We start from the raw sequence: 12915 nt of genomic DNA on the forward strand, positions 1-12915 counted from the left end.
CACCTTCGCTAACATCTCGCTCGCATATATCTCGAGGCTCTTGCGCGCTTCCAACTTGGCTAACACCTCCTTCACCTTCGCTAACCCCTCCTCCACCTTCGCTACCTCGCGCGCCTGCCCATACGCCCCCAGCGCATTGACGTACCCATGCGCTAACTTGACCTGGATCTCTACCACTTCCCCATGCCGCTGCGCAACCTCTTCCAACTTGGCTAACCCCTCCTCCACCTTCGCTACCTCGCCCGCCTGCCCATAGAAATAAATAAGTAAAACCCTCGCGCGGCACCAATGAACAAGAGCACTCACTTCATCGGGCTGGGCATCAAGTCGCCTAACCAGTTCATAGTCCGGAAAATCGAGATAGAGCCGAACTAAAAACACGGCTACTCCCTCTGGATTGGCCCGCCAGCCGCTTTGAACAAAGCGATTTCTTTCAGATGCGTAGAGTTCTTCGAACACATAGAGAACAAAGGCCTCACCGAATAAGTCAGGCATAACCGCGGGAATGCGATCTTGGATGCGTTGGTACAAAAGGTCCTCCAATAATTTTTTATCGGGCAGTTCTCCTCCTGTATACTCCCTAGCAGCCTCTTCTGGCAACTCGCGCGCAAAAGTTGCCAGCGCTAGCAGGGGCAAGAAACGTTTCTCGAGCCCCATCCTCGTGAATTTATTGACCGTCCGTTTTGCCCAGTCCTGCAACAAATCCATCCGGCTCGACCATCGGCGTTCCTCCTCACTAAGCAATTCCTTAGCCGCCAGCGCAATTAACGGGTTACCTTCGCTCACTCGGATGATTGCATTGATCAAATTTTCATCTGGTAATTCAGTTAATTTAGTTAATTTGCGCACGCTCTCTCGGTCAAGGGCAGGCAAAGTCAGGGACTTACGATAACGGTAACGCAGATATTTGTCCTGCTCTTCCAAGGCTCGTAACGGCTCAGGCAGAGCACGTTCTATCAATAGAACCCGCACGGGATGCGGCCACTGGGAGCTAGTCCTTGTCCACCCATCTAACATGCTCAAGATATCCGTAACATGCTCGACGGCATTATCCACCACGATCACTGTGGGGCGCGCTGGGCGCCATTCTGGAGTGAACCCACCCCGGTAAAAACCCGCATGGGCACGGTGCGCTTGCCGCACTTTGCGCACCCACTCCCATGCTAAACGACTTTTGCCAATCCCAGCGCCTCCGCTCACAAACCACCACAGGAATCGGTCGCGGCGCCGTAAAAATTGGTCCAACTCTCCCAGGATTGTCTCCCGTCCCACAAAAGGGATTTCCTCAGAAGTGAAATCGAAAGGGTCGGCCACTCTGGGAGGATCGCCGATAAAAGGCGGGAGGGGAGGCAAAAAACGGTTAGTGAGAAACTCGGCCCAATTCTCAAAAAGGGAGCGCGAGGACTCGGTAAAGTTGAGGGGGATCAGCGCAAGAAAGGCCAGCAGCAACCGCCAATTTTGTAACGCCGCATCAATGACATCGCCCAGGTTCGGAAACACAAGCACTAAATTCCCCAGTTGGTCCCGCAGCCACTGACGTAGCGCCTCAATGTTTGGTGCACCCAGCAGGGGCAGGCTTAAAACGCCCCAAACAACCGCAACAACCACCAGATTTAGTCCACCGTAGAAGCCCCAGAAAACATAAGACTTGCCTGGACGATCGATCATCTCAGCGAACTCCCCTTGTGTAGCCGCTAAAAACCGTTCCTTGTATCCTCAGCCACGCGCCTGATCGGACTTAGGAAGGCGATTTGCTTTTATTATAGGGAATTTCAGCCCAGAAAAAGCCCGCCACCTCAATGATTTTCAACCCCATAAACCAGAGCATGAATGAGCCCCACCCTCATCCATTCCACGAGTAAAAGTTCTTGACAATTGTATAAAGTCCACTATAATAAACTAAAGTCCATGAAAAAAGACTTTAGCATGGAAGACTTAACCCTCGCCCGCAGCGTCGAACGCACGCTACGCCTTATCGAAATCCTCCTCGCCCATCCCGAGGGAGTAACCCCACAGGACCTGCTGCCAAGGTTAGGGGGCGCGCGTTCCTCGCTCTTCATTTTGCTCAAAACCCTCAAGGCCTTGGGCTATCTGGACCAATCCGAAAAACGTGGGCGTTACCTACCCGGCCCACGCCTGCTGGCGTGGCAAGCGCGGGGTGACCTCAGCCAGCAGGAACTCCTGGCCGCTTTTTATCAGGAAAGCGCCCAGGTTGCCTGGCCCGAAACGGTGGCTTTAGTGGTCCCCATCTCCGAAGGTCTGCTCGTCTTGGCGCAGGCTGAAGGCAGCCATGAAACGCGGCGGGTCTTTCAGGTGGGCAGACTTTACCCTCACCTGGAAGCCGCGCAGGCCTTGTTTACACCATCCTCCGGCCCCCCTAGCGTTGAAAACGGGCTGGCGCTGGCTATCTCTTCTGAAACCTTGGACCTAGCCGCTCCCATCTGCCCGGATGGCTTTCAGCCCCGCGCCGCGGTGGTGCTAAGCGCCCTAGCCTATCGCTGGCAACCGCAAGCCCTTTACGACCAATGGGGCAACGAATTACGTAATCTGGCGGCACGCATCTCGCATCGGCTGGGCGCCCTGACCTACTCACCTTTTGCTCCCCACCCTCTACCGGATTTACAGCCTCTAGAACCGCTAACCCCAGCCCAAATTGAGGCCTTTCTGCGCGGACCGGTCTCGGCCCGCCTGGCGTGCGTGCGCCCCGACGGTCAGCCCCATGTCATTCCGCTTTGGCAGGAATGGAACGGCCGGTCTTTCACTGTAATTGCCTGGCATGGGTCACGCTGGCCCGATTACGTCCGCCAGAATCCGGCGGTTTCTCTCACCATTGACGAGCCCTGGCCTCCTTTGCGCCGTGTGGTAGCGCGCGGGCAGGCCATCCCAATGGAGCCTCTCGAGCCGCACGATCTGCAGCACCTGCTCAATCGCCTGGCACGGCGTTATCTTGGGCGGGATCTTGCCCAGTCCTACTTTCACCAGGTTGCCCAGGTGTTCAAAATTGAGGTCGAACATCTGCGGGGCTGGCGCGGCCTGGCCAATCCGCCTACCTCTTCATAATTGCGCAAAATCCAGATGGACATCCACGTCAAGAATCTTGTCTTCAGTTATCCCCACTCTTCCCTAACCGTCCTGCAAGGGATCAACCTTTACATTCCTTCGGGGCAATTTGTGGCCGTTATCGGGCAAAGCGGTTGTGGCAAGTCCACCCTCTTACGTCTGCTGGCCGGCCTGCTCCGGCCCACCCACGGAGAAATTCATCTTAACGGCACAGAGGCCCATCCCCACGCAAATACCCCCACCCTTGCCTGGATGGGCCAATCCCCTGCTCTGCTGCCTTGGCTCACGGCCTACCAAAACGTGGCTATGGCCTTGCGCTTCCTTCGAAACGGCAATCCCCCCTTGATGAGCCCCGCAGAAGCCCTAAGTCGAGTGGGTCTGGCGGCGTATGCCCATGAATACCCGCATCGCCTTTCGGGGGGCATGCAACAACGCGTGGCCCTGGCGCGTTTACTGGTTCAAGGCGCCCCCGTATGGCTGATGGATGAACCCTTTGCTGCGTTGGACGAACTGACCCGCGAACATCTCAGCAACACCCTCCTGGACCTCTGGCTGTGGTTACATCCCACCATCATATGGGTAACCCATCACATCTACGAAGCAGTGCGATTGGCAGACCGGATTCTAGTACTTTCTCCCCGACCGGCTCAAATCGTTGAGGATATCCCCGTAGTCCTGCCACGTCCGCGGGATGAAAACCATCCTGGCTTCAATGCCTACGTGACTCAACTGCGAAAGGCGCTTTTCGCTACCAACCTTCAAGGAGGCCTCACTTATGCGGGGCACGACGACGAGTAGTCGGTACATCACCTGGGGCTTTGTCATTGGCACCCTGGCAGCCTGGGAGACTGGGGTATATTTTTGGGATATCCCCGTCTATTTGCTTCCGCCTCCCACCCTTATCCTACGCACATTAGTTCAAAACGCCCCGGTGTATCTCCAATCCTCACTAGTTACCTTTGGCGAGGCGCTGCTGGGGCTCTGTGTGGGCACCAGTATTGGCGTATTCATCGCTGTGCTGGTAACGTTTTGGCCGACGCTGGAGCACGGGGTCATGAGTCTGGCCATCCTGATCAAGTCCACACCGCTAGTGGCCATTGCGCCCTTGCTCACCATCTGGCTAGGGTTTGGCTGGCAACCCAAAGTGGTTATCACCGCCCTGGTTACCTTTTTCCCAGTTCTTATCAATGTCCTGGTCGGCCTGCAAACCATTGACTCCGGTCTATTAGATTTATTCCGCTCGTGGCGGGCCAGTCGATGGGAACTTTTATGGCACTTGAGACTCCCCCACAGCCTGCCTTATATCTTTGCAGCCCTGAAGGTCAGCACGCCCCTAGCATTGATTGGCGCCATCGTTGCTGAATGGACGGGGGCTTCAGGGGGGCTGGGCCGCCTAATGTGGCTGGCCTACACCAACCTAAATTTGCCCCATCTCTTCGCCGCCATTTTTATCTTAGCAGCCGCGGGCATCGCTTTGTATCGGTTAACCACCCAGGTCGAACGGCGCCTGGCGTTCTGGTACCTTTCATCCCAATAATCCCGGAGGTTTTTAGTCTATGAAGCAGCGTCCCATCTCATTGTTGTTCGTCCTCTCGCTTTTGCTCGTTTTCGGTCTCCTGACGGCCTGCCAACCATCTGTCTCTGCCCCACCACCGCGAGTTGCCCTCACTTTCATGGCAGGTTACAAACCCCAAGCCAACTTGCCGTTCGTGGGGGTCTATGTGGCTAAGGAAAAGGGTTATTTCGACGCCGAGGGGCTGGATGTCACCATCGAGCACTCCCCTGGTCAGGGACAGCATCTTCAATTGCTTGCCGCCGGCAAGATTCAGGTAACCACCCAAGATGCAGCCGTTTTGCTCCAGCGCCGGGCAGATCCTGGTCTGCCCTTGGTTGCCATTGCCCTGATTGGGCAACGTGGTCAACAAGCCTTTGCCGCCCTAAAGGACTCGGGGATGGTAACCCCCAAAGACTGGGAAGGCCATCTCGTAGGCTACAAAGGCACGCCCCCACCAGACCTCTTTGCCTTGCTGAACGCCGCCGGTGCCGATGTTAACAAGGTCAACCTTGTTAATGTGGGGTTTGACCCCCGCCTGCTGGTTGAAGGTAAAGTAGATGTTTATCCTCTTTTCAAATCCAATGAACCCTTCCTGTTGCGTTCCTGGGGATATGAGATCACCCTCTGGGATGCAGCGGACTACGGTGTACCAACGCTTGGGCTGACCTATGTGACCAGCGAATCCTACCTTCAGGACCACCCCGAGGTGCTGGCACGCTTCTTACGTGCCGCCTTGCGAGGCATTGACGATGCAGCACAACACCCCGACGAAGCCGTTCAAACCGTCCTGAAATATACTGGGCCAGAGACCAATCCCGATCACATGCGCTACATGCTCGAAACCGAACTAAAGGATGCCCAAAGCGACGTCACCCGCGAGCACGGCTGGGGATGGCAGACGCAGGAACAATGGCAAGCCCTGGCAGATATGCTCCACCGATATGAGGTGCTTCCCACAACCGAAGTCAGCGGCGCGTTCACAACCCGCATTTTAGAATTGGCAAAATCTCGATAATTTCTCTTGCTGAGGAGCCCCGCCTACACTTGCGGGGCTCTTCTAAACGCTCTGCTCACGCCACAAGCGCCAGAGGCCCAGCACGAAGAAAAGCACAGCAAAGCCCGTTAACGCTGCTAACTGGGGAAACAGGTCTTCCAGAGACTTACCCCTCATGAGATAGTTAACCATACCTTCCAATGCCCAAGTGGTTGGAAGTACATGCACAATCATTTTTACCGCATCCGGGAAAAATTCCAGAGGATACCAACACCCACCTAACAACGCCATAACCATTCCCATTAGGATGCTCAGGTTATTGGCCTGAGCCTCGTTTTTAACCAAGGTCCCCATGAAAACCCCTATGGCTCCCGCGGCTAACGCCGAAGTGAACAGCAACACAGCCAATGTCCAGGGATCGCGCATCCAAGGCAGTCTTAGGGCGAACACCCCAAAACCAACCAACAACCCCATCTGCACTAGCGCTATGAGCACCTGTCCACCGATCGTTCCAGCCAGAAAGATGGCTTGCGAGGTTGGCGTGGTCATGATACGAGCCAGGGTACCAGTATTGCGCTCATAGGCCAGTAACGCTGAAATTCCAAACAGAGGGATGAAAACCCAGGTAATAAGTTGACCGGCAGAGGCATGAGCCCGGGGGTCATATACCGGAGCCCTTGAGGGGCGAATCACTTCTAGTCGCTGCGGAGCTTGCGTCCATAATACATGGGCTGATTGAAAAGCCTCGTTGAAGTATTGCTGACGTTCCTCCTCCGTTCTTAAGACACTGTACTGCTCGGCTAACGTCACGGCTTGATGCGCCGCCTCAAAAGGAAGGCTCTCCCCACCAATCGCCGCCTGGATCGCACGTTGCACCGCCACAGCGCGCAGATTGTTCGGCTGTTGATAAAGCAATAACTGAATTTGTTCGCCACGTCTTAAGTGTTTCTCAGAAAGATCGGCCGGTAGGTATAACCAGAAGTCCACCTTACGGGTGCCAAAACGCGCCTCAGTCTCTGCGCGGCTTACCACCTCAGGCCGCAAGCCTGGTGTACGCTCTAACGCCTTGATCACGCGGGCCGAGATTTCATTGGAAGCCTCATCTACAACCAAAAGGGTCACTTTCCCATCCGAACCGTAGTTGCCCATGCCTAACACAAAAGTAAACAGCACTGGCAAGAAAAGGAAGAACAACCATTCGCTAGGTGAGGCAAAGCGTAACAAAACATCTTTGCGGATAATTGCAAAAATAGAGTGCATGAATCTCCCTCTCAAGCCTGGGTAAAATGACGTGAGTGCATCAAAATAACCCCTGCAAAAACAATCAGACTAACACCCATCAATATCAAGGCAAGCAGGGGTTGACCAATCTGGCTCAACGAACCGCCCCCAGCCAAAATCGCATACCCGTCTAACCCCCAGGCATTGGGGGTGACTCGACTCAGGACATACACTGGGGATGGCATACTACTCAGGTCAACGAAACTACCACCCAACAAACCAAAGAGCAGCATCAGGGCTGAACCTGCTGAGGCAACCTGAGCCGGAGTGCGGGCCCAAGCCGCAACGAGCAACCCCCAACCCACCGCGGCCAACGCAGCACATAAAATTAATGCTATAACCCCTAAGGCATCGCCCCAGTTTAGAGAAAACAACCAGGTTGAGGTACCTATCAACACCAATTGCTGAAGCACCCCGCTAAGATAGACGCCAAAACCCTTGCCAAGTAAGATCTGGATGGGTGAGGTTGGGGTCATCATTAACCGTTGCAGAGTTTGTTGCCGGCGCTCAACCAACAGAGAACGTGCACCGTAAGTGGCGGTGAACATCAAGAAGAGCAAAGCCATCCCTGGGGCTAGTGAGGACATGACATCCACTTCGTGAGACGGTGTCAGCCCCCCCTCGGTAATAGCCACCTGCATCAAATCTTTTGCATCATTTGCACGGGCCAGAGATTCGCCCAAAGCACGCCCAATCTCTTCGGCTTGTGTGGATTGAATCGCGCCTGCAGTCACCAACGGCGTTATAGCCGTCAACCCCAGAACGCGTCCCTTTTCAACCCGGAAGAGAAACTCACGCACGATGCTTTCGATAATTGCAACGCTGTTCGGACGCCCGGGATTGGCGTAGATCTGAATAGCAAGGTTCGATGAAGATGAAGGTGACCACGCCTGCCATTCCTTTGCTAACGGGATCAAACTCTGGGTAAAGCCGGTTGGGACAATAATTGCCGCCGCTACCTGATCTGCTTCAACCTGTTGTTTGGCTGTCTCCACATCCGGGACCAAGACGGGCTCAAGTAAAACTGCCAATTCGGGTGAAGAGAGCACATTCACCAAAGCATTTCCCAGCATTTGACCATCTTGATTTACAATTGCTACAGGAATATCACGGGGGCCGCTTGATTGACTTACACCTCCTCCCATCCGACCACTAATCAAGCCCATTCCAAACGTCAGCAGAAACGGCCCGATTAAGATCATCAACACCATTGAACGATCGCGAAGGATCAAAAGTAAATCTTTAAGAGCAATCAGCAAAATCCGTCGCATTCCTGTCCTCCCTAGTCCCTTAAAGCGCGTCCTGTTAACTTGAGGAACACGGTTTCAAGGTTAGGTTCGATAACTTCCACGCTGCGAATGCGCACCCCATGCTCTAAACACACGGTTACGAGGTGAGGCAACACCTCTTCTGGGGCAGTAGTGAGCACCTTTATACGATCACCTTCACGACTTACATTTATTACCTCTGAAAGGTGGCGTAGGACTTCCAAAGGCGGTTGCGGCTTCAGGTCATTCTCAAAAGACAGTACCAATGTATCGTGTTCACCTGCTTGCTGCAACAGCGCCGATTGTGTTCCCAGCGCGATCAACCGTCCATGATCCATGATTCCCACCCGGTGAGAGAGTTCCTGAGCCTCTTCCATATAATGCGTGGTATAAAGGATGGTCATCCCCTCGCGGTTCAGAGACTTGACAAAGTCCAGAATAGCACGCCGAGACTGCGGGTCAATTCCCACTGTGGGCTCATCTAGGAAGAGCACCCGCGGATGGTGGAGCAGACCAGCCGCGAGATTGAGGCGGCGCTTCATCCCTCCCGAATAGGTGCGTACCTTGTGATGGGCTTTTTCATCAAGCCCCACTTGTTCCAAGGTCATACGAATGCGTTGGCGCAATTCTGCCCCTCTCAACCCGTACATTTGTCCCCAGAACCATAGGTTTTCGTAACCGCTTAAATCCTGGTAAAGGGCAATCTCCTGGGGAACAACCCCGATCAGGCGGCGCACCTCCAAAGGTCTCTGTAGGATAGAATAACCGTCAATCCAGGCCTCACCTGAGGTGGGTAATAACAGCGTAGCCAGGATGGAAATCGTTGTTGTTTTACCCGCCCCATTTGGTCCGAGCAGGCTAAAAATCTCCCCCTCCTTAACCTCAAACGTGAGGTTGTCCACCGCCGTCAAATGGCCGAAACGCTTAGTCAGATTGTGTACCCGAATCATTTTTATCGCACCTTAGAGTTGAGCGGAATTTATCTAAATTTGTTTACGTAAATGCTCATCAAAAGTTGCGCCTCTTTCCCCAAAATGCTGAGCGGTGAGGAACACTCACCGCTCAGTCTCCGGTTTTGGATAATCCGTTTGGTCACATTCAGAGAAAACTAAACTTCATTAGTGGACTTAACAAAGTCCACAACTTCATCCAAATAGGCAAATGCCAGAGCCGTGACCGTATCCGCTGCTCCATAATAAATTGCCAGGCGACTTGTGGGGGGATCGTAAAGCGTCGCACAGGGAAAAACCACATTAGGCACGTCCCCTACGCATTCATAAAGGGTTTGAGGAGATAATAAGTAAGGACCTCCACGTGCGATGACCTTCCAGGGTTGATCAAGATCAAGCAAAGCAGCACCAAAGGAATACACGAATCCATTGCATGAGGTTAGAACCCCATGGTAGAAGAGCAGCCATCCCTCAGAGGTCTCAATCGGGATCGGCCCAGCGCCAATTTTGGTGCTCTGCCAGCCCCCCTTGGGGCGCATCACGAGACGGTGCTGTCCCCAGTGGATCAGATCCGGGCTCTGGCTAATAAAAATATCCCCGAAAGGCGTGTGCCCGCGATCACTGGGACGACTCAACATCATGTAGTAGCCGTTGATTTTACGTGGGAAGAGCACGCCGTTGCGATTGTAGGGGAGAAAGGCATTCTCCAGGAAATAAAAGGTCTCAAAATCAAAGGTGTACCCAATGCCGATTGTAGGGCCATGATAGCCATTGCACCAGGTAATATAATAGCGGTCTTCTAGCCACACCACACGAGGATCATAGCGGTGTTCAAACCGCGCCAGTTCTGGGTTTTTGCATTGCCAGTCGATCGGTGTATCGTCCAGTTGCCAATGAATGCCGTCCTCGCTGAAGCCACGGTGCAGGTTCATCTCGCGCTTTTTGTTATCACAGCGGAAGACGCCTGCGAAGCGTCCGTTAAAAGGTACCACAGCGCTGTTAAAAATGCTGTTGGAAGAAGGAATCAGGTTGCGAGGAATGATCGGATTCTGACTATAACGCCACACCACTTCGGAACAACCGTGTGGACGCTCCTCCCAGGGAATGTTGGGCAAAGGCAAGAGATTCATGAATGAATAACCTCCTATTGGGGAAGTAGCGACGCTACCGATTCGCGTTCAACCAGAACCGGGTGAATGAGAAGAGTCATTCGCGCCGATTCGGGGTTTTGCCGCCGCAAATCCAGCAATTCCACCGCTGCCCGTCCCATCGCCAGGGTATCCACATGGAGGGTAGTGAGGGTAGGGTGGGTGTTAACCGCGATATACGTATCATCATAGCCAAGAATTGAAAGGTCTTCTGGTACCCGCCGGCCCAAACTCTGAGCCGCCCGCATGGCAACGCTGGCAATCTCATCATTCATGCAGAAAAGCGCCGTAATTTGCGGGTAAGTCTTGAGTAAATTGGTGGTCTCATCAAAACCACGCGAAAGCCCTATTTTGAAATTGGCGGTGTAAATGTGGGAAATTCCGTGATCCTTAAGGGCTCGCAAATAACCATTGCGGCGATCGTGTAGACTAGGATAACATTGTTCCTCTCCCCCAATCAAACCGATATGACGATGTCCTTTTGCCAGTAGATACTCTACTGCCTGGTAGGCAGCGTGAAAGTTATCTGAAAGCACGGCATCATAACGCTCATGGGCGGCATATCCATCTACTAAAACCACCGGGCCAGGATATTGAGCCAGAACCCCCATTAATTCCTCATTCACATAGACCCCTACCAACAAAATCCCATCCACGTTGCCGTTGGTCAACCCGGCAGGAATTTCCAATGGCTGGTTGTTGGCATCTACGGGCAGGGAAGTAAATAGCAAGTTAATCCCCTTACGACGGCAGGCATCCTCAATGCCTAAAATCACTTTGGAATAAAAGGGATTGGCTTGAGGCGGTAGTCCAGGATCGAGTTTGACCAGCATACGAATGGCGGAAAGTCGGGTTGCCCGATCCCCAATGTCAGGGGTGAAGACAGGATAACCTAGCGCAGTTGCGATGGCTAGTACCCGCTCTCGTGTTTCGCGGGCGACACCGGGACGATTATTCAGGACCAACGAAACAGTCGAAACTGAAACGCCACACCGCCGCGCAATCTCAGCAATCTTTACTTTTTTAGTCATCCCAGCTTACCTGATTTGAAATATTTTTAGTAATTTTATATCTTATTTCCTCGCAGTCAAGTTAGAAATGACAATTTTTTTATAAAATTTTTTGGATTTGCTTTATGGGTTGTTCTTTTTCATAGGTGTGTCACAGAACACAAGTCATTCCAACCCATAACAGTGCAAACCCAAGGACTTTCTTCCGACGCATGCGCCTTTTTTGCACCACTATACGCCCTACTTGAGATTTCTTTGCCGTCCTAACCCTGAATAAATGACTACGAAACCCTCGCCAAAAAGGCTTTTAAAATTTTAATCGGTTGTTTTTGGGCTTCACCTGATTGACTTTTGCCCGCAATCTCTCTATAATGAAATTGATTGGGAGCGCTTCCATAAAGTCCGCCTTGCTCCCTCAAGTGCCGTCCATAGGTTTGTTATGTCCAACTTGACCCTGGAAGACATAGCCCGTCAGGCAGGCGTTTCCCGTTCGACTGTTTCGCGTGTCCTCAACGACCATCCCAACGTACGCGAGGAAGTGCGGCGGCGTGTGCTGGAGGTAATCCGCCAAACTGGCTACCATCCCAACGCTGCAGCCCGCACGCTGGCCTCCCAACGCTCTTTAATGCTGGGATTGGTACTGCCGCGGAGTGTCAGTTCGTTCTTCAGCGACCCTTATTTTCCCCGCCTAACCCAAGGCATCGCCCAAGCCTGCAATCACTACAACTACACCCTGGCTCTTTTCTTGGTTGGTAGCGCCGAGGATGAGGCAAAAATCTACCCCCGCATCTCACGGCGTGGCTTGTTGGATGGGGTCCTCCTTCAATCTGGTCAGATCGGCGATCAACTTATGGACCGCCTACTAGCCTCCAATGTTCCACTGGTCGTCATTGGGCGCCCCTTCAATCCACAAGGGGTAAGCTATGTGGATGTGGACAATGTCAATGCTGCGTATAACGCGGTTAGCCACCTGGTGCGCCTGGGCTACCTGCGCATCGGCACCATCGCCGGTCCTGACAACTCCACCGTCAGTATAGATCGAAAAGAGGGTTACATGCGTGCCCTTCTCGAGCGGGGCCGCAAAATAGACCCTTCCCTGATCGTTGAAGGAGATTTCACCGAAATAGGAGGCTACTACGCCATGCAAGCGCTGCTCCCCGCCCGTCCCGATGCCGTCTTCGCCGCCTCTGATGCGATGGCGATAGGCGCCATGCGTGCCATTCGTGAGGCAGGACTACGCATTCCCGAAGACATCGCCGTCGTTGGCTTCGATGACCTGCCCTTTGCCGCAACTGCTACCCCGCCCCTCACCACTGTACGCCAGCCCATTGCCCCATTGGGTTTCAAGGCAGTTGAGATCTTACTTGATTTGATCGAAAATGGCGCCCAACCACCGCGACGGGTTATTATGGATACGGAACTTGTCGTGCGCGATTCATGCGGTGCTCTCAGGCGCCGCGGTCCGTGAGAGAGAATGAAATTTCTTACCTCTTATTGGGAGCGCTCCCAAAAAGCGACAATGCTTCAAAAAATTTTAGAGGAGGTGATCAAATCGGAGGAGATTTAACCGCGAGAAGCCCACAACTACCCACCTCACCTTATGTTCATAAAACCCCAGTGCAAGACGTTGATTTGGAAGAAAGGAGTAA

The 12915-nt window shown here is 53.3% G+C and carries 11 protein-coding genes; 5 read left to right on the forward strand and 6 right to left on the reverse strand.

The genetic code is table 11. From position 1 onward, the window contains the following. The coding region (locus Q0721_RS10135; protein ID WP_299029205.1) for a hypothetical protein at positions 1-1668 on the reverse strand (1668 nt) is incomplete at its 3' end. Positions 1669-1926: 258 nt separating this feature from the next. Here Q0721_RS10135 and Q0721_RS10140 point away from each other — a divergent pair. From Q0721_RS10140 to Q0721_RS10155, 4 genes are read left to right on the forward strand one after another with little or no spacing between them, the layout of a single operon-like run. Further along, a complete protein-coding gene (locus Q0721_RS10140) occupies positions 1927-3060 on the forward strand; it encodes a pyridoxamine 5'-phosphate oxidase family protein (protein WP_299029207.1) in 1134 nt (377 codons plus the stop codon). 15 nt (positions 3061-3075) lie between these two features. Continuing rightward, complete coding sequence (ccmA, locus tag Q0721_RS10145) at positions 3076-3858, forward strand: heme ABC exporter ATP-binding protein CcmA (RefSeq protein ID WP_299029209.1); 783 nt, start codon at positions 3076-3078, stop codon at positions 3856-3858. Continuing rightward, positions 3836-4597, forward strand: coding sequence for an ABC transporter permease (locus tag Q0721_RS10150; protein WP_299029211.1), 762 nt, complete (start codon positions 3836-3838; stop codon positions 4595-4597). The genes ccmA and Q0721_RS10150 overlap by 23 nt, the downstream gene beginning before the upstream one ends. Before the next feature lie 19 nt (positions 4598-4616). Next, positions 4617-5630, forward strand: a complete 1014-nt coding sequence (locus tag Q0721_RS10155; protein WP_299029216.1) for an ABC transporter substrate-binding protein — start codon at positions 4617-4619, stop codon at positions 5628-5630. Between the two features lie 42 nt (positions 5631-5672). Here Q0721_RS10155 and Q0721_RS10160 read toward each other — a convergent pair whose 3' ends face one another. The 5 genes from Q0721_RS10160 to Q0721_RS10180 form a co-directional block, all read right to left on the reverse strand. Next, positions 5673-6869, reverse strand: coding sequence for an ABC transporter permease (locus Q0721_RS10160; RefSeq protein ID WP_299029219.1), 1197 nt, complete (start codon positions 6867-6869; stop codon positions 5673-5675). 11 nt (positions 6870-6880) lie between these two features. Further along, positions 6881-8161, reverse strand: a complete 1281-nt coding sequence (locus Q0721_RS10165; RefSeq protein WP_299029222.1) for an ABC transporter permease — start codon at positions 8159-8161, stop codon at positions 6881-6883. Between the two features lie 11 nt (positions 8162-8172). Next, entirely contained in the window at positions 8173-9108 is a 936-nt protein-coding gene (locus Q0721_RS10170) for an ATP-binding cassette domain-containing protein (RefSeq protein ID WP_299029224.1), read from the reverse strand. A 158-nt stretch (positions 9109-9266) separates the two neighbouring features. Further along, positions 9267-10238, reverse strand: a complete 972-nt coding sequence (locus Q0721_RS10175; protein WP_299029227.1) for a glycoside hydrolase family 130 protein — start codon at positions 10236-10238, stop codon at positions 9267-9269. Positions 10239-10252: 14 nt separating this feature from the next. Further along, the gene (locus Q0721_RS10180; protein ID WP_299029230.1) at positions 10253-11287 is read right to left on the reverse strand and encodes a LacI family DNA-binding transcriptional regulator; all 1035 of its coding nucleotides are present in this window, start codon (positions 11285-11287) and stop codon (positions 10253-10255) included. 418 nt (positions 11288-11705) lie between these two features. Between Q0721_RS10180 and Q0721_RS10185 the strand changes: the two genes are divergently transcribed. Next, positions 11706-12734 (forward strand): LacI family DNA-binding transcriptional regulator, encoded by a 1029-nt coding sequence (locus Q0721_RS10185; protein WP_299029233.1) that lies wholly within the window; start codon positions 11706-11708, stop codon positions 12732-12734. Positions 12735-12915: the final 181 nt, after the last annotated feature.

This window comes from uncultured Thermanaerothrix sp., from assembly GCF_938028735.1.
Lineage (GTDB): Bacteria > Chloroflexota > Anaerolineae > Anaerolineales > Anaerolineaceae > Thermanaerothrix.

Bases quoted from the DNA above. Each gene is read 5' to 3' on its own strand.
- Q0721_RS10140 (WP_299029207.1), top strand. From the start codon at position 1,927: ATGGAAGACTTAACCCTCGCCCGCAGCGTCGAACGCACGCTACGCCTT.
- ccmA (WP_299029209.1), top strand. From the start codon at position 3,076: ATGGACATCCACGTCAAGAATCTTGTCTTCAGTTATCCCCACTCTTCC.
- Q0721_RS10150 (WP_299029211.1), top strand. From the start codon at position 3,836: ATGCGGGGCACGACGACGAGTAGTCGGTACATCACCTGGGGCTTTGTC.
- Q0721_RS10155 (WP_299029216.1), top strand. From the start codon at position 4,617: ATGAAGCAGCGTCCCATCTCATTGTTGTTCGTCCTCTCGCTTTTGCTC.
- Q0721_RS10160 (WP_299029219.1), bottom strand. From the start codon at position 6,869: ATGCACTCTATTTTTGCAATTATCCGCAAAGATGTTTTGTTACGCTTT.
- Q0721_RS10165 (WP_299029222.1), bottom strand. From the start codon at position 8,161: ATGCGACGGATTTTGCTGATTGCTCTTAAAGATTTACTTTTGATCCTT.
- Q0721_RS10170 (WP_299029224.1), bottom strand. From the start codon at position 9,108: ATGATTCGGGTACACAATCTGACTAAGCGTTTCGGCCATTTGACGGCG.
- Q0721_RS10175 (WP_299029227.1), bottom strand. From the start codon at position 10,238: ATGAATCTCTTGCCTTTGCCCAACATTCCCTGGGAGGAGCGTCCACAC.
- Q0721_RS10180 (WP_299029230.1), bottom strand. From the start codon at position 11,287: ATGACTAAAAAAGTAAAGATTGCTGAGATTGCGCGGCGGTGTGGCGTT.
- Q0721_RS10185 (WP_299029233.1), top strand. From the start codon at position 11,706: ATGTCCAACTTGACCCTGGAAGACATAGCCCGTCAGGCAGGCGTTTCC.